Here is a 16,333-nt window from a genome sequence, read left to right on the forward strand (position 1 = left end):
AGGACAGCATTCGTTAGGATTGGGCCATGGCCGATCCGAAGGCATCCCCGCTGCACCGCGTCGTCGTCCTCGCCCTCGACGGGCTGATCCCCTTCGAGCTGGGCATCCCGCAGCGCATCTTCGGCAAGGCGCGGGACGCGGACGGGCGGCCGCTGTACGAGGTCGTCACCTGCTCGGTGCGGCCGCCGGGCCCGGTCGACACGGACGCCGACTTCGCCGTCCTCGTCGCGCACGGCCCCGAGACCCTGGCCACCGCCGACACCGTCGTCGTCCCCGCCTCCTACGAACTCGGACCCGTCCACGAGGAAGGCGTACTGACCCCCGAACTCGCCGCCGCCCTCGCCCACATCCGCCCCGGCACCCGGCTCGTCTCCATCTGCACCGGCGGGTACGTCCTCGCCGCCGCCGGCTACCTCGACGGCCGCCCGGCCACCACGCACTGGTACCACGCCGAACACTTCCAGGGGCTCTTCCCGAAGATCCGGGTCGACGCCGATGTGCTCTTCGTGGACGACGGCGACGTCCTGACCTCGGCCGGCGTCGCGTCCGGCATCGACCTGTGCCTGCATCTCGTACGCCGCGACCACGGCGCCGCCGTCGCCAACGAGGTGGCCCGCCGTACCGTCGTACCCCCGCACCGCGACGGCGGGCAGGCGCAGTACATCCGGCGTCCCGTGCCCGAGCCGCAGGTCGCGACGACGACCGCCGCCCGCGCCTGGGCGCTCGGCCGGCTGCACGAACCGATCCAGCTGCGCGACATGGCCGAGCAGGAGGCCATGTCGGTCCGCACCTTCACGCGCCGCTTCCGTGAGGAGGTCGGCGTCAGCCCCGGGCAGTGGCTCACCCAGCAGCGCGTCGAACACGCCCGCCACCTGCTGGAGTCCAGCGACCTCTCCATCGACCAGGTGGCCCGCGACGCCGGCTTCGGCACGGCCCAGTCGATGCGCCAGCACCTCCAGGCCGCGCTCGGGGTCACCCCGACCGCGTACCGGCGTACGTTCCGAACGGGGAGCGGCACCAGCCCCGCCGGCCTCGCCTGACGGACCCGGCGCCCGGCACCCGGCACCCGGCACCCGGGCTTCAGAACGTCAGCACCGCCCGCGCCACCCTCCCCTCATGCGCGTCGGCCGCCGCCTTCTCGAAGTCCTCCACGGGGTACGTCGCCGTGACCAACTCGTCCAGCAGCAGCCGGCCCTCCCGGTAGAGGTCCGCGTAGAGCGCGATGTCCCGCTGCGGCCGCGAGGACCCGTAGCGGCAGCCGAGGATCGACTTGTCCAGGAACAGCGAGGAGACGAGGAAGGACGCCTCGGCCGTCGCGGGCGGTACGCCGAGGAGCACCGCCTGGCCGTGGCGGTCCAGCAGGTCGACGGCCTGACGGATGAGTGCGGCCCGGCCCACGCACTCGAAGGCGTGGTCCGCGCCCGTGGGCAGGATGTCCCTCACCCCCTCCGTCGAGGTCAGGAAGTGCGTCGCGCCGAACTGGCGGGCCACCGCCTCCTTCGCCGGGTTCGCGTCCACCGCGACGATCGTCAGGGCACCCGCGATCCGCGCGCCCTGGAGGACATTGAGGCCGATCCCGCCCGTGCCGATGACCAGCACGCTGTCGCCGTGCTCCACGCGCGCGCGGTTGAGCACGGCGCCCACGCCCGTCAGCACCCCGCAGCCGATCAGCGCCGCGGAGGGCAGGGGAATGTCCTTCGGGATCCGGACGGCCTGCACCGCCTTCACCACGGTCCGTTCCGCGAAGGCCGAGTTGGCCGCGAACTGGTACAGCGGCCGGCCGCCGCGCGCGAACGGCTGCTGCGGCCGCCCGATCGCCTTGCGGCACATCGTCGGCCGCCCCCGGTCGCACTCCGCGCACGCACCGCAGTTCGCGAGCGTGGACAGCGCCACATGGTCTCCGGGCCGGACATGGGTGACGCCACTGCCCACGGCCTCCACCACCCCCGCGCCCTCATGGCCCAGCACCACAGGAACCGGGAACGGTATGGTCCCGTCCACCACGGACAGATCGCTGTGGCAGAGCCCGGCCGCGGAGATCGCCACCGCCACCTCGCCGGGTCCCGGCTCCCGTATCTCCAGATCGTCCACGACCTGGGTCTGCTTTCCGTCGAAGACCACTCCGCGCATCGCGCCGCCTCCCTATCCCTCGGGTCCCCTGGGTTCCTTCGGCAGGCCGAGCACGCGCTCGGCGATGATGGTGCGCTGGATCTCGTCCGAGCCGCCGTAGATGGTGTCGGCCCTGCTGAAGAGGAACAGCTGCTGGTACGCGTCCAGTTCGTACGGTGCCGACGGCGACCAGTCCGCCGGACCGACCGCCCCCGCCGCGCCCCGCACCTGCATGGCGAGTTCGCCCAGCTGCTGATGCCAGCGGCCCCACAGCAGCTTGGCCACGCTGGGGGCGCCGGCATCCGCCGCGTTGCCGAGGGTGCGCAGCGCGTTCCAGCGCATCGTGCGCAGCAGCGCCCACTGCCGTACGAGCCGGTCGCGTACGACGGGGTCGTCCGCGGCGCCGTTCGCCACCGCCGTGCGCACCACGCGCCCCAGTTCCGCGGCGAAGCCGATCTGCTGGGCGAGCGTCGACACGCCCCGCTCGAAGCCGAGCAGGCCCATGGCGACGCGCCAGCCGTTGCCCTCGCCGCCGACGACATGCGCGGCCCGCGCCACCGCGCCGTCGAAGAAGACCTCGTTGAACTCGCTGGTGCCGGTCAGCTGGCGAATCGGCCGGACCTCGATACGGCCTGGCTGATCCATCGGCACGAGGAGGAAGGTCAGCCCGTGGTGACGGCGCGAGCCGGGTTCGGTGCGGGCGAGGACGAAGCACCAGTCGGCCTCGTGGGCGAGGGAGGTCCAGATCTTCTGGCCGGTCACACGGTACGCGTCCCCGTCCCGTGCGGCCGCGGTGCGCACGCCGGCCAGGTCCGAGCCCGCGCCGGGTTCGCTGTAGCCCTGGCACCAGAGTTCCTCGCCGCGGGCCACCGGGGGCAGGAAGCGGTCCTTCTGCTCGGGGGTGCCGTGGGCGATGAGGGTGGGCGCGAGGAGGTTCTCGCCGATGTGACCGGAGCGGGCGGGGGCGCCCGAACGGGCGTACTCCTCGGCCCAGACGACCTGCCGCGTCAGGCTCACGCGACGGTTGCCGTAGCCGTCCTCGGGCCAGCCGAGCCCGATCCAGCCGGCACCGCCGAGCCGCCGTTCCCAGTCGCGCCGGCCCATGTCACCGGTGAGCTGCGCCGACAGCCAGCCACGCACCTCGGTACGGAAGACCTCGTCCTCGGCGTCGAATCCGAACTCCACGGCTCTCCCCCTCACCCGGCGGAGCGTTTCGCGGCCGCCCGCGCCATCGCCTCCACCTGCTGGAGCAGCGGCATCGGATCCGTCCCGACCGTCCCGGGCAGAAAGTCCGCGATCTTCTCCGGCGTCCAGGAGCCCTCCGCGTACCCGGCGCGCAGCTCGCGCGGCTGGGCCCAGACGGCGATCTTGGGACCGGCGATCGTGTAGACCTGCCCGGTGATCCGCTCCTGCCGCGCCCGCTCCGAGAGCAGGTACACCACCAGCGCGGCGACGTCCTCCGGTTCGCCGATCTCCTTCAGCTCCATCGGTACCTTCGCCGACATGCGCGTACGGGCCACGGGGGCGACGGCGTTGGCGGTCACCCCGTACTTGTGCAGGCCGAGCGCGGCGCTGCGCACCAGCGAGATGATCCCGCCCTTCGCGGCGCTGTAGTTGGCCTGGGAGACCGAGCCCTGGTGGTTGCCGCTGGTGAAGCCGATGAGCGTGCCCGAGCCCTGCCGGCGCATCACCGCCGAGGCCGCGCGGAAGACGGTGAACGTGCCCTTCAGATGGGTGGCGACGACCGGGTCCCACTCCTCCTCGGTCATGTTGAACAGCATCCGTTCGCGCAGGATGCCCGCCACGCACACCACACCGTCGATACGGCCGTACGACGTCACCGCGGCGTCCACCACCCGCTGTCCGCCCGCCATCGTCGAGATGTCGTCGGCCACCGCGACCGCCTCGCCGCCCGCCGCCACGATCTCCTTGGCCACGCCTTCGGCGACGGCGCTCGTCGGCTCGGCGCCCTCGACGGACACCCCGTGGTCGTTGACGACGACGCGCGCCCCGCCGGCCGCCGCGGCCAGCGCCACCGCCCGTCCGATTCCCCGGCCCGCGCCGGTCACGGCGACGACCTTGCCTGCCAAGAAGTTCCCCACGCCCGGCCCCTTCCCGCGGTTTCTGACGGACCGTTAGATTTTATGACCCGTCGGATACCTGGAGACAAGCCCCGCGGAGGACTCATGTCACGGCCGGCACTTCATCCCGCGTTCCACGACATCGCCAAACGCGTGAACAACTGGGGGCGTTGGGGCGCCGACGACGAGATCGGCACCCTGAACCTGATCACCGACGAGGTGGTACGGGAGGCCGCGGCCACCGTCCGCACCGGGCGCCGCGTCCCCCTCGCCCTCCCGCTCCGCGAGGACGGCGTCCAGACCGGTCTGATTCCGGGGCGGGTCAATCCACTGCATGTGATGGTGCAGATCAACCAGGAGATCTTCGGTCCCGGCACGGTCGCGTGCAGCGACGACGCCGTGACCATGGGACTCCAGGCGGCCACCCACTGGGACGCGCTCACCCATGTCTCGCACTCCGGGAAGATCTACAACGGCCGCCCGGCGGACACCATCACCCCGCACGGCGGCGCCGAGTTCAGCGGGATCGACAAGCCGCGGCACATCGTCTCGCGCGGGGTGCTGCTCGACGTGGCACGCGCGCGTGGCGTGGACCGGCTGGCGGGCGGACACGCCGTCACCCCGGAGGACCTGGACGCCGCCGAGGAACTCGCCGGGACGCGCGTACGGCCCGGCGACATCGCGCTCGTGCGGACCGGGCAGATCCAGACGTACCTCGCGGGCGCCAAGGACGCGTACGGATATCCGTCGCCGGGGCTGTCCGTGCGCACTCCGGAGTGGTTCCACGCACGCGATGTGGCCGCCGTCGCGAACGACACGCTCACCTTTGAGATATTTCCGCCCGAGATCGATGATTTGTGGCTGCCCGTACACGCGCTCGATCTGGTCGAAATGGGGATGTTGCAGGGTCAGAACTGGAATCTCGAAGAGTTGTCCACAGCCTGTGGACAAGAAGAGCGTTACTGCTTCCTGCTGTCGGCGATGCCCGAACCGTTCGTCGGCGGCACGGGGACCCCGGTGGCACCGGTCGCGATCCTGTAGGCAGGGGGAGGCGGGCGAGGGAAGAAGGGTCGGCTGGCGGCGCGGCACTGCTCGCCCCGAGCACGGCACTGCGCGCCGCCATCCGACTCCGGCGTGCCCGCCCTGCTCCTGATGCCCCGGTAGGAGCCGACGCCGAATCGCGACCCGCACTCGCCAAGGGCTCCCGTCACCGAAGCCCTCGACGTCCCCTCGCGGCGAATCGCTGAACACAAGCGTGATCAAACGGACACGTCACGTCAACACCCGTTCGGGGAATTATCACTTAGGCCCTATTTGTGACGGCGCGTACGGGAGCACATCCCGGCGCATTCAGCCATGGCCGCCCCGCGGCAGCAGAGCCCGTGCGGCCGTATGCCCAGGCGCATGCACTCGCGCCCGACCGCCCCCGCGCGCCGGGTCACCCGAACCGGCCGCACGGGCAACGCCCGCTCAGCACCGCCTCGTAGGCGCGTCCCCGCACCGCCTCGTAGGCGAGGTCCCACACAGCCTCGTCAGCGAAGCCTCCGCACGGCCTCGCGCGCGAAGCTCGTACACGGCCTCGTTCGCGAAGCCCTTACACGGCCTCGTAGGCGAAACCCTTGTACGACGTCGCCACTTCCCCGGCGCACGACGCGTCCACACCGCACGACGCGTCCCCGCTGTAGGACACGGCCGCGCCCTCCGTCGCCGCAGCGCAGCGGTCCAGCTCGCACCAGATGCGCTTGCCCGCGCCCTCGGGGGTCCAGCCCCAGCGGTCGGCGAGGCCGTCGACCAGTTCCAGGCCGCGGCCGCCCGTCTCGTCACCCTCCGCATGCCGGGGGGCCGGCGGGCAGGCGCTCAAGTCGGCCACCTCCAGGCGGACCGTGCCCGACGGGGCCCCGGAGGAGTCGTCGCGCACGCCCGTCAGCAGCAGCCGCAGCACGGCCGGGCAGCCGGTGTGCACCACGGCGTTGGTGACCAGTTCGGAGACCAGCAGGATCAGCGTCTCCGACAGCGGCTCGTCGGCCTCTATCCCGGACCCGACGAGCCGCGAACGAGCCCATCTGCGGGCCCGCCCCACCTCTGCGGGGTCGGGCCGGATCTCCAGCTGCACTTGAAGCACCTGCACCGCTCACACCATCCGAACCGGCGGACACATCGCCTCGCGCCTCGCAAGGGCCACGATCGTGGTCATTGTCTGCATGCGCAGAACCATGGGCAGAACTGGGATCACGGACTGTGATTCCCTTACGAGACAGCATGGTTGACGTACAGTCACCCCAACAAGCGCTTCGGGCATATTCCAGCGCGAAGGAGTACGCGTGCGGCATACTGTGCGACGCTTGCCACGGGGAGTCGAACAGGCGGTGACGGGCGACCGCCCCGCCCCGCGAGCGGCGCACATCGCCGGATCCGGCACCGTCACAGGGGCCGCACCGGGATGGCTCGGTCTCAGAACCACTCGCATCCCACACAAGGTACCGGAGCACGACGCCGACTCCAGGCCGTGACAAGTCACGCCTAGGACACAACCCGATATCAACGCTCCGTAGTTCCGGTATGCCACAATCCGCGACATCTGCCGCCGAGCGTCCCGAAGAGTCCCAGCCCAGAGGCCCTGTCAGCCCGTCCCGGACAGCAACTCCCTCGCCAACCTCTCCTCACTCTCCGTGACTGATTCTCCACGTTGCGTCCGCACCCATGCCCGTTTCAGGTACAGATGTACGTCGGACTCCCAGGTGAACCCCATGCCCCCGTGCACCTGGAGGCAGTCGCGGGTGCCGCGCACGGCGGCCTCGTCGGCGAGCAGCCGGGCCGCGGCGATGTCGAGCGGGTCGGCGGTGACGGCCGCCGCGTACACCGCGACACGCGCCGTCTCGACCCGCACCAGCATCTCCGCGCACAGGTGCTTGACCGCCTGGAAGGCCCCGATCGGCTGCCCGAACTGCTCACGGGTCCGTGCGTGTTGCACGGCGAGTTCGCAGGTGCGCGCGGCGGTGCCGAGCTGTTCGGCTGCCGTCAGAAGCATCACCAGGGGGGCCGGCTCAGCGGTCCCCGGTACCCGGTGCAGCGGAGTGAGCGGGTCCACCGACCGCAGGGGCTCGGCTCCCGCCGTGTCCCCCCGTACGACGTCCGCCTGCGTCAGCCACTCCACGAGCCCCCCGTGCACGGCCGTCACCACGGTCTCGCCGGTGGCCGCCCCGGCCACCTCCCCCGCCGCGAGATGCGTGGCCACCAGCGGCCCGGGCAGCAGGAACCGTCCGGCCTCCTCGAACGCCAGCACCGCCTCGGGCAGGCCGAGCCCGACCCCGCCCTCCGCCTCCGGCAGCCGCAGCGCGAAGAACCCCGCCGCGCCCAGCTCCCGCCACAGCGTCCGGTCGAGCCCCGGCGCCTCGACGGCGGCCCGCAGCGCCGCACGGCCGAAGCGCCCCGCCAGCAGCCCGCGCACCCCGTCCCGCAACGCCTTCTGATCCTCGGTGAGTTGGAACCGCACCGGCTTCACCGCCCCTTCGGCAGACCCAGGATGCGCTCGGCCACGATGTTCCGCTGGATCTGGGAGGTGCCGGCCGCGATGGTGTACGACAGCGACGACAGCCGGTCGAGGGTCCACTCCCGCCCCAGGTCCGCCGCGTCCGGGCCGAGCACCTCGGCGGCCGCGTCGTACAGCTCCTGCCGTGCGTGCGAGTACCGCAGCTTGAAGACGGACCCGCCGACGCCCGGCACTCCCCCGGTGCTCTGCGCCTCGCTCACGTTCCACTGCGTGAGCCGCCACAGTGCGCGGAACTCGGCGTTCAGCCTCCCGAGGTGCCGGCGCAGCACCGGATCGTCCCAGCGGCCGTTCCTGTGCGCCTCGCGGGCGAGTTCGCCGAGTACCCGCCGGCAGGCGACGACCTCGCCGACGAACGCCGTGCCGCGTTCGAAGGAGAGGGTCACCATGGTCACGCGCCAGCCGTCGTTCTCGGCGCCGACGCGATGGGCGACGGGTACGCGGACGTCGTCCAGGAAGACCTCCGCGAACTCGGTCGAGCCCGCGAGCGTACGCAGCGGCCGGACCGTGACCCCCGGCGCGTCCATGCGCAGGGCGAGCCAGGAGATGCCGCGGTGCTTCGGCGCCGCCGGATCCGTCCGGACCAGCAGCTCGCACCAGTCCGCGACCTCCGCGTGGGAGGTCCAGATCTTGGATCCGCTCACCACGTAGTCGTCGCCGTCCCGCCACGCGCGCGTGCGCAGCGCCGCGAGGTCCGAGCCGGCGTCCGGTTCGCTGAACCCCTGGCACCACACCTCCTCGCCGCGCAGCACGGGCGGCAGCCATCGCGCCCGCTGTTCGGGGGTGCCCTCGGCGGCGATCGTGGGTCCGGCGTGCAGCAGCCCGACGAAATTGGCCCCTACGTAGGGTGCGCCCGCCTTTTCCGTCTCCTCCAGGAAGATCAGGTGCTGGGTCGGGGTGGCGCCCCGGCCGCCCGCGTCGAGCGGCCAGTGCAGCCCCGCGTATCCGGCGTCGTACAGCATCCGCTGCCAGCCGAGGTCGTACGCCCGTCTGGCCGGCCAGTCGTCGGGGGACGGCTTCGGCGGCAGCGAGGGCAGCGCCTTCGCCAGCCATGTCCTCAGCCCGGCCCGGAACTCCTCCTCTTCGGGCGTGCGGGTCAGGTCCACTACCGGTCCGCTTTGTCGCGGCTGCTGAGGGTGTCGCGGGCGCCGAGGTGGTCGCGGTTGCCGAGGTGGTCGAGGTCGCGGTCCAGGTCCAGGTCCAGCATGCGGATCGCGTTGCCGCGCATCAGCTTGTAGACCGTCTCGTCGTCGAGGCCCTCGACGTGGTCGAGGGCGACTTCCTTGGTGTGCGGGAAGGTCGAGTCGACATGCGGGTAGTCGGTCTCGAAGGTGGCGTTGTCGCGGCCGACGACATCGATCGACGCGACGCCGTGCTTGTCGCGGAAGAAGCAGCAGAAGATCTGCCGGTAGTAGTACGTCGAGGGAGGCTCGGGGATCAGGTCCCTGACCCCTCCCCAGGCGCGGTGTTCCTCCCACACGTCGTCGGCGCGTTCCAGGGCGTACGGGATCCAGCCCATCTGGCCTTCGGAGTAGGCGAGTTTGAGGCGCGGGAACTTCACCAGGACGCCACTGAACAGGAAGTCCATCATCGAGGCCATCGCGTTGTTGAAGGACAGCGCGGCCTGTACGGCGGGGGGTGCGTCCGGGGAGGCCGCCGGCATCTGGGAACTGCTCCCGATGTGCATGTTCACGACCGTCCCGGTCTCCTGGCAGACCGCGAAGAACGGGTCCCAGTAGCCGGAGTGGATGGACGGCAGGCCCAGGTGGGTGGGGATCTCGGAGAAGGTCACGGCCTTCACTCCGCGGGCCGCGTTGCGCCTGATCTCGGCGACCGCCAGGCCGATGTCCCACAGCGGGATCAGACAGAGCGGGATCAGCCGGCCGCCGCTGTCGCCGCACCACTCCTCGACCATCCAGTCGTTGTAGGCGCGTACGCAGGCCAGGGCCACTTCCTTGTCGTGCGCCTCGGCGAAGGTCTGACCGCAAAAGCGCGGGAAGGTGGGGAAGCAGAGGGAGCCCTCGACGTGGTTGGCGTCCATGTCCTTGAGGCGCTCGACGGGGTCCCAGCAGCCGCGGCGCATCTCCGCGCGCGTGATGCCCTCCAGCGTCATCTCGTCGCGGTCGAAGCCGACGGCGGCGATGTTGCGTTTGTACGGGAACTTCAGGTCCTCGTAGATCCACCAGTCGGTGGGTGGCCCCTTTGGGTCCATGGTGATCTGGTACTTGCCGCCGACGTAGGCGAGTTCGCCGATTCCGGCGGTCAGCGGCTTGGGACCGCGGTCCCGGTACTTCTTCGGCAGCCAGGTCTCGAAGAGGTGCGCGGGCTCGATCACATGGTCGTCGACGCTGATGATGCGGGGCAGTTCGGTCATGGGTCCCCTCCGCCTGGCAACAGTTTCTGATGGTCCGTCAGATCACTGGATACCAGCAGGCTAGTGCCGCACCCCTGGACCAGCAAGGCACCGAGCCTTACGCTCTGCCACGATCTGACTGTCCGTCAGTTACGAGGGGGCCGTCGTGAACGACACCGCACACGCGCTCAGCACCTCCGGCACGCTCTGGGAACTCGTCGTCCGCCGCGCCGGCCTCACCCCCGACCGGACCGTCCTCCTCCAGGACGACCGGTCCCTGAGCTTCGGCGAACTCCGCGACCGCGCCGAACGGGTGGCCGCCGGCCTGTACGACATGGGCGTACGCCCCGGCACGGTGGTCGCCTGGCAGCTGCCCACCCGCATCGAGACCGCGCTGCTGTCCTTCGCGCTGGCCCGGCTGGGCGCCGTCCAGTCGCCGGTCATCCCCTTCTACCGGGACCGCGAGGTCGGCTTCGCGCTGCGGGAGTCGAAGGCCGAGTTCTTCGCCGTGCCGGGCACCTGGCGGGGGTTCGACCACACGGCGATGGCACGGCGGCTGGGCGCGAAGGGGATCTTCGAGGCCTACGACGCCCTGCCCGACGGCGACCCCGCGCTGCTGCCCGCCCCGCCCGCCCAGGGCACCGACGTCCGCTGGATCTACTGGACCTCGGGGACGACCTCCGACCCCAAGGGCGTACTGCACACGGACCGTTCACTGATCGCGGGCGGATCCTGTCTCGCCCACGCCCTGCGCCTGACGGCGGACGACGTGGGCTCGATGGCCTTCCCGTACGCGCACATCGCCGGGCCCGACTACACGGTGATGCTGCTGCTGTACGGCTTCCCCGCGGTGATGTTCGAGCAGTTCGCGCTGCCGGACGCGCTGGCGGGCTACCGGGGGCACGGGGTGACGGTGGCGGGCGGGTCGACGGCCTTCTACTCGATCTTCCTGGCCGAGCAGCGGCGACAGCCGGACACGCCGGTCGTCCCGACGCTGCGGCTGCTGGCGGGTGGCGGGGCGCCCAAGCCGCCCGAGGTCTACCACCGTGTCGTACGCGAGATGGGCGTGCAGCTCACCCACGGATACGGCATGACCGAGGTGCCGATGATCACGATGGGCTCCCCGGACGACACGGCCGAGAACCTGGCGACGACGGAGGGACGGCCGCCGGAGGGCATGGAGATACGGATCGTGGACGGAGAGGTACGGCTGCGCGGGGAGGCGGTGTGCCAGGGCTATCTGGATCCGCGGCAGACGGCGGAGGCCTTCGACGAGGACGGGTTCCTGCGTACCGGCGACCTGGGCCATCTCACCGGCAGCGGGCATCTGGTGCTGACCGGCCGCCTCAAGGACGTCATCATCCGCAAGGGCGAGAACATCTCGGCGAAGGAGATCGAGGATCTGCTGCACCGGCATCCGGCCGTCGGGGACGTCGCCGTGATCGGTCTGCCGGACGCGGAGCGCGGGGAGCGGGTCTGCGCGGTGGTCGAACAGCCGCCGGGAGCGGGGGCGTTGACGCTGGACGCGATGACCTCGTATCTGCGGGCGGAAGGGCTGTCCGTCCACAAGCTGCCGGAGCAGCTGGAGGTGGTGGACGCCCTTCCGCGCAACGAGACCCTGCGGAAGGTGCTCAAGTACCGGCTGAGGGAGCGCTATGCGCGGTGAGTCTCACTCCGGCACCGTGAAGTAGCGCGCGAACGCGGAGACGACCTCCGCCTCCCCGATCCGGCCGTCGGCGTCCGCGTCGAGGGTGCCGGCCGCCGCGGCCGCGATCTCCTCGGGAACGCCCAGCGCCTTGAGCACCCGTACGGCCTCGTCGACCGTGGCCGCGCCGTCCCCGTCGGTGTCCGCGACGGCGAGGGCCGCGTGCAGGAAGGGGCGGGCGATCTCCGCGAACCGCTCGGGGTTGTCGCGCAGCCGCTTGACCGCGCCGCCCACGAACTCCTCCCGGGTGATGCGCTGGTCACCGTCCCGGTCCGCTATCCCCGCCATGCCCTGCCAGAAGGCCTCGGCGCCGATATACAGGGACTGACCCTTGTCCGACCGGGCCGGGGTACCGAACTCGGCGAGGACCGCCTTGGTCGCGGCGTTGAAGTCCTCACGGTCGATGTAGCCGTTGCCGTCCTGGTCGAAGCCGGCGAACCGGGCAGCGATCTTGCGCTCGTACTCGGTGCTGACCATGGTGTTTTCGGACCGCCTTACTTCACATCTCAGCCGGTCTCTCCGCGGGACCGGGGGTTCGTCTGGCACGGAGCGTACGACGCCGGGGCCTTCGGGCGAGCGGGAAACCGGCGCTTGTACCCAGACTGCGGGAATTCCGGGACAACAGTGTGGCCGTGCACCCCTGGGCGTGTGAGGGGCATCACGCGGACAGGGGGCGGGCTTCCTCGTCCACGGCCGAGGCGAGGTCCGGGTGGACGTCGAAGAGACGGCGGACGCCCAGGGCGGCGAGAACGCGGTTGACGTGCGATCCGTCCTCGGCGCCCTGCGCGGGCAGGATGAGGCGCAGCCGGCCCTGGCAGGAGCGGATCAGACGGCGGGTCGCGATCAGTACGCCGACGCCGCTGGAGTCGCAGAACAGCACCTCGGAGAGATCGAGGACCAGACTGCGGTGGCCGTCCGCCACCGCGTCGTGCACCCGCTGGCGCATGACCGGCGAGGTCATCAGGTCCATCTCGCCCGCCACCTGGAGGACGGCCCAGTCACCTCGCTTGCCCTCGGTCACCTTGAACACCACCGCCACGCCCCTCCGCTCGCTCGCCCGCCGATCGAAAACGGAATCGATCCCTACGCTTCCTTCCAGCGCGGCTGCCCCACCACCGTTCCATGAAACACCGGTAATCGATCGAAAGCGTGTGGTAGTTAAGCCATTTCAATCACGTACGGTCTGATTCGATCGTGCCTGATCGGAGTGCGCCAGGGTAGACACGGCGCAGCACGGATCGTCCGCACGGGATCCCACGGAGCCGTCATGGAGCTGCCAAGGCCGAGCCCCTACCATCCGCGGCGCGTCAAGGGGCGCACATTGCCGCAAAGGGGCGTGCGCTGTCAGACGTGCGGACTACATTCGAGGAAGCAGTGGACAGAGGCTGGAGCAGGCCGAACACCGGGCACGAGCGCATGTGAGGGGGCCGCATGGCGGCGAAGAACGCACCGCCCCGCTGGGACCGCAAGATGCAGCAGCGGCTCGCACGCGGCGAGGCGGCGGCGCTCGGTGAACTGTATGACCGGTTCGCTTCGCTCGTGCACGGCCTCGCCCACCGGGTGCTCGGGGACGAGCGGGCCGCCGACCGCATCACCCGCGAGGTGTTCGCCCATGTCTGGGAGCACCCGGACGCATATGACCCCAAGCAGGGTCCGCTGCGCTCCTGGGTCGCCGGGCTGACGCACCGGCTGGCGGTGCAGCGGCTGCGCGCCACGGAGACGGCCGCGCTCGCCCGGGGCGGCCGGGGCACCACGGAGGACCTGGAGCGCAGGGTGCGGCGCGCCTCGGTGGCCGCCCGCGCGGACTACATCGTCACGTCCATGCCGACGCCGTTGCGGGCCGCGCTGGAGCGCGCGTACTTCCAGCGCCGTGACTACCGCCAGACCGCGGTCGACCTCGGCATCACGGAGGACGAGGCCCGCCGCCGCCTGCGCCTCGGCCTCCAACTCCTGTCCACGGCCAACGACCCCGGCACGTCCGGGCTACCGCCCGAGGACGGGAGGCCACGGTGAGCGGGGCGGAGGGGTTCGAGGAAGCCGAAGGGTCCGAGGAAGCCGAGAGGCACGACGGGCAGGACGGAGCCGAAGAGGGCAACGGAACGGAGCGGCACGACGGACCCAAGGGGACCCCCGGGACCGAGGGGACTACCGGGACCGAGGGGACTGCCGAGGCCAAGGGGGTCACTGGGACCGGCAGGGCCGAGGGCGCTGACGGAGCCGAGGGTGCCGACGGAGCCGACGGGCTCAAGGGCGTCGGGGGCGCCGGCGGCAGCGGCGGCAGCGGTGTCGGTGGTTCCGGGCGGCTGCCTCGCGTACCGCCACCGCGGGTGTCCGTCGAGGACAGCGGGCGGCCGTTGCCCGACCTCGGGCCCCTGCCGCTCGTGCTCGAGCACCGGGTGCTGAAGTCGTTGCTCGGCGCGTGGGCGCTGACCGCCTGCTCGCCGGAGGAGACCGCGGCCGTCGAGGAGCACCTCGGCGACTGCGGCCCCTGCGCGGAGGAGGCGCTGCGGCTGCGCGACGCCGTCGGCCTGCTGCACCCCGCCGAGAGCCTCGACCTCGATCCCGCCCTGCGCACCCGCGTCCTGGAGGGCTGCCTCGACCGGCGTCCGCCGCGCATCCCGGTGCCGAAGTGGGCGGCCGCGTACGACGCGGAGACCGCGCGGCTCGACGCGCTGCTCCAGGACATCGGCGACGCCGAGTGGCACGCTCCGGTGCGGCTGCGCTGGTTCGACGGACAGCGGCCCGCGAGCCGGCGTACGACCGTGGCCGGAGTGATCGCCCACCTGCTGACCGTCGACGGACTGGTCGCCGTCGCCCTGGGCCTCGACGACCCCCTCGCCGGGACACCGGCGGGCAACGGCACGCCCACGGCCCGCACCGAGGCGTACTGGCGGGCCGCCCACTTCCCGCCCACCCGTTCCGTACGCGGCCCATGGCGGGAGCAGAGCCACAGCCTCGTCCGCACGGTGTCGTTCGCGGGCGGCGGCTCCGGAAAACTGCCCGTGCCCTACGGCGGCTTCGAGCTGTCGCTGCGCGACTCCATGCTGGACCGGGCCTTCGAGTGCTGGGTGCACGCGGACGACATCGCGGACGCGGTGGACTACCCGTACGACCCGCCCGCCCCGCGCCATCTGCACACGATGATCGACCTGGCGGCCCGGGTGCTGCCCGTCTCCCTGGCCGAGCGCCGCCGGGCCGGGCTCGCGGCCCCGCCCCGCCGGACCCGCCACCTCGTCCCGGCGGGCGCGCCCGGCCGCAGTCTGCGCCTGGAGATCGAGGGTCTGGGCGGCGGCGAGTGGCTGATCCCGCTCGACTCTCCGGCCGCGACCGGCTCCGCCGCGCACGAGGTCGCTCATGTCGCGCTCGACGGGGTGGAGTTCTGCCGGCTCGCCGCGGGGCACGTGTCACCGGAGGAGGCGGCCGCCGGGCAGGACGGCGACCGGGAGGCGATCAGGGACGTACTGCTCGCGGCGGCCTCGCTCAGCCGGATGTGAGCCCGGCCAAAAAAGCCCGGACGACGACGAACGGACCCGACGACGAACGGACCCGACGACGAACGGACCCGAGGACGAACGGACCCGACGGCCCGACCGGTCCGGGCGCCCGACCGGTCCGGAGGCCTACGCGAAGACGACCGTGCGGCGGCCGTTCAGCAGGATGCGGCGCTCCGCGTGCCACTTCACCGCACGCGCCAGCGCCTGGCACTCCACGTCACGCCCGATCGCGACCAGCTGGTCCGGCGTCACGTCGTGGCCCACCCGCTCGACCTCCTGCTCGATGATCGGGCCCTCGTCGAGGTCCGCGGTCACGTAGTGCGCGGTGGCACCGATGAGCTTCACACCGCGGGCGTGCGCCTGGTGGTACGGCTTCGCACCCTTGAAGCTCGGCAGGAAGGAGTGGTGGATGTTGATGATCCGGCCGCTGAGCTGCTTGCACAGGTCGTCCGAGAGGACCTGCATATAGCGGGCGAGGACGACCAGCTCGATGTTCTCGCTGCGGACCAGCTCCAGCAGCTGCGCCTCGGCCTCCGCCTTGTTGTCCCTCGTCACCGGAATGTGGTGGAAGGGGATGTCGTACGACGCCACAAGCTCCGCGAAGTCCGTGTGATTGGACACCACGGCCGCGATCTCGACCGGCAGCGCGCCGGTCCGGGCGCGGAAGAGCAGGTCGTTCAGACAGTGGCCGAACTTGCTGACCATGAGGACGACCCGCATCCGGTCCTCGGCCCGGTGGATCTGCCAGTCCATGTGGAAGGCGTCGCCGATCGCCGTGAAGCTCGCGCGCAGCTTCTCCACCGTCACCGGCGCCTCCGCCGAGAAGTGGACCCGCATGAAGAACAGACCGGTGTCGTGGTCGCCGAACTGCTGACTGTCCTCGATGTTGCAGCCGGTCATGAAGAGATAGCTCGACACGGCGTGCACGATTCCCTGCTTGTCCGGGCAGGAGAGGGTGAGGACATACTGCTCAGCGGGCGCGGCGGCGCGGACGGACTGCTCGTTCATGCAGGACAGGGTCCCATATCCGGCGCCCGCGCCGGA

Annotated in this window: 15 protein-coding genes; 5 read left to right on the top strand and 10 right to left on the bottom strand. The window is 71.4% G+C overall.

The window, feature by feature from the left end; genetic code table 11:
- Positions 1-26 precede the first annotated feature (26 nt).
- Positions 27-1,040: a helix-turn-helix domain-containing protein gene (locus GTY58_RS20045; RefSeq protein ID WP_010985263.1), complete on the top strand. Its 1,014-nt coding sequence runs from the start codon at positions 27-29 to the stop codon at positions 1,038-1,040.
- Between the two features lie 40 nt (positions 1,041-1,080).
- Here the strand turns inward: GTY58_RS20045 and GTY58_RS20050 are convergent, their stop codons facing one another.
- The 3 genes from GTY58_RS20050 to GTY58_RS20060 are packed head-to-tail and all read right to left on the bottom strand — an operon-like array spanning position 1,081 to position 4,211.
- Positions 1,081-2,130, bottom strand: a complete 1,050-nt coding sequence (locus GTY58_RS20050) for a Zn-dependent alcohol dehydrogenase (protein WP_010985264.1) — start codon at positions 2,128-2,130, stop codon at positions 1,081-1,083.
- A gap of 12 nt (positions 2,131-2,142) precedes the next feature.
- Positions 2,143-3,294 (bottom strand): acyl-CoA dehydrogenase family protein, encoded by a 1,152-nt coding sequence (locus tag GTY58_RS20055; protein ID WP_010985265.1) that lies wholly within the window; start codon positions 3,292-3,294, stop codon positions 2,143-2,145.
- An 11-nt stretch (positions 3,295-3,305) separates the two neighbouring features.
- Entirely contained in the window at positions 3,306-4,211 is a 906-nt protein-coding gene (locus GTY58_RS20060) for an SDR family oxidoreductase (protein WP_010985266.1), read from the bottom strand.
- Positions 4,212-4,295: 84 nt separating this feature from the next.
- On the opposite strand from GTY58_RS20060, the gene GTY58_RS20065 reads away from it, so the two are divergent.
- On the top strand, positions 4,296-5,231 hold the full coding sequence (locus tag GTY58_RS20065) for a cyclase family protein (protein ID WP_010985267.1): 936 nt from the start codon (positions 4,296-4,298) through the stop codon (positions 5,229-5,231).
- A 553-nt stretch (positions 5,232-5,784) separates the two neighbouring features.
- Here GTY58_RS20065 and GTY58_RS20070 read toward each other — a convergent pair.
- From GTY58_RS20070 to GTY58_RS20085, 4 genes are all read right to left on the bottom strand, one after another.
- Positions 5,785-6,318 carry an ATP-binding protein gene (locus tag GTY58_RS20070; RefSeq protein WP_010985268.1) on the bottom strand — a complete coding sequence of 178 codons (534 nt, stop codon included), beginning with the start codon at positions 6,316-6,318 and terminating at the stop codon, positions 5,785-5,787.
- 492 nt (positions 6,319-6,810) lie between these two features.
- Positions 6,811-7,683 (bottom strand): acyl-CoA dehydrogenase family protein, encoded by an 873-nt coding sequence (locus GTY58_RS20075; protein ID WP_010985269.1) that lies wholly within the window; start codon positions 7,681-7,683, stop codon positions 6,811-6,813.
- A 5-nt stretch (positions 7,684-7,688) separates the two neighbouring features.
- The gene (locus GTY58_RS20080; RefSeq protein WP_010985270.1) at positions 7,689-8,843 is read right to left on the bottom strand and encodes an acyl-CoA dehydrogenase; all 1,155 of its coding nucleotides are present in this window, start codon (positions 8,841-8,843) and stop codon (positions 7,689-7,691) included.
- Complete coding sequence (locus tag GTY58_RS20085; RefSeq protein ID WP_010985271.1) at positions 8,843-10,111, bottom strand: amidohydrolase family protein; 1,269 nt, start codon at positions 10,109-10,111, stop codon at positions 8,843-8,845. Before GTY58_RS20085 ends, GTY58_RS20080 begins: the two co-directional genes overlap by 1 nt.
- A gap of 145 nt (positions 10,112-10,256) precedes the next feature.
- On the opposite strand from GTY58_RS20085, the gene GTY58_RS20090 reads away from it, so the two are divergent.
- Positions 10,257-11,756: an AMP-binding protein gene (locus GTY58_RS20090; RefSeq protein ID WP_010985272.1), complete on the top strand. Its 1,500-nt coding sequence runs from the start codon at positions 10,257-10,259 to the stop codon at positions 11,754-11,756.
- A gap of 3 nt (positions 11,757-11,759) precedes the next feature.
- On the opposite strand, the gene GTY58_RS20095 is transcribed toward GTY58_RS20090, so the two are convergent.
- On the bottom strand, positions 11,760-12,272 hold the full coding sequence (locus GTY58_RS20095; RefSeq protein WP_010985273.1) for an EF-hand domain-containing protein: 513 nt from the start codon (positions 12,270-12,272) through the stop codon (positions 11,760-11,762).
- 181 nt (positions 12,273-12,453) lie between these two features.
- The gene (locus tag GTY58_RS20100; RefSeq protein ID WP_010985274.1) at positions 12,454-12,834 is read right to left on the bottom strand and encodes an STAS domain-containing protein; all 381 of its coding nucleotides are present in this window, start codon (positions 12,832-12,834) and stop codon (positions 12,454-12,456) included.
- A gap of 392 nt (positions 12,835-13,226) precedes the next feature.
- On the opposite strand from GTY58_RS20100, the gene GTY58_RS20105 reads away from it, so the two are divergent.
- On the top strand, positions 13,227-13,808 hold the full coding sequence (locus GTY58_RS20105) for a sigma factor (RefSeq protein WP_010985275.1): 582 nt from the start codon (positions 13,227-13,229) through the stop codon (positions 13,806-13,808).
- Positions 13,805-15,289, top strand: a complete 1,485-nt coding sequence (locus GTY58_RS20110; protein WP_010985276.1) for a maleylpyruvate isomerase N-terminal domain-containing protein — start codon at positions 13,805-13,807, stop codon at positions 15,287-15,289. Before GTY58_RS20105 ends, GTY58_RS20110 begins: the two co-directional genes overlap by 4 nt.
- Before the next feature lie 126 nt (positions 15,290-15,415).
- Here the strand turns inward: GTY58_RS20110 and purU are convergent, their stop codons facing one another.
- Positions 15,416-16,297 carry a formyltetrahydrofolate deformylase gene (gene purU, locus GTY58_RS20115; protein WP_010985277.1) on the bottom strand — a complete coding sequence of 294 codons (882 nt, stop codon included), beginning with the start codon at positions 16,295-16,297 and terminating at the stop codon, positions 15,416-15,418.
- Positions 16,298-16,333 lie beyond the last annotated feature (36 nt).

Source organism: Streptomyces sp. SID5469 (assembly GCF_009862865.1).
Classification (GTDB): Bacteria; Actinomycetota; Actinomycetes; order Streptomycetales; family Streptomycetaceae; genus Streptomyces; species Streptomyces avermitilis.

Bases quoted from the DNA above. Each gene is read 5' to 3' on its own strand.
- GTY58_RS20045 (WP_010985263.1), top strand. From the start codon at position 27: ATGGCCGATCCGAAGGCATCCCCGCTGCACCGCGTCGTCGTCCTCGCC.
- GTY58_RS20065 (WP_010985267.1), top strand. From the start codon at position 4,296: ATGTCACGGCCGGCACTTCATCCCGCGTTCCACGACATCGCCAAACGC.
- GTY58_RS20105 (WP_010985275.1), top strand. From the start codon at position 13,227: ATGGCGGCGAAGAACGCACCGCCCCGCTGGGACCGCAAGATGCAGCAG.
- purU (WP_010985277.1), bottom strand. From the start codon at position 16,297: ATGAACGAGCAGTCCGTCCGCGCCGCCGCGCCCGCTGAGCAGTATGTC.
- GTY58_RS20085 (WP_010985271.1), bottom strand. From the start codon at position 10,111: ATGACCGAACTGCCCCGCATCATCAGCGTCGACGACCATGTGATCGAG.
- GTY58_RS20095 (WP_010985273.1), bottom strand. From the start codon at position 12,272: ATGGTCAGCACCGAGTACGAGCGCAAGATCGCTGCCCGGTTCGCCGGC.
- GTY58_RS20050 (WP_010985264.1), bottom strand. From the start codon at position 2,130: ATGCGCGGAGTGGTCTTCGACGGAAAGCAGACCCAGGTCGTGGACGAT.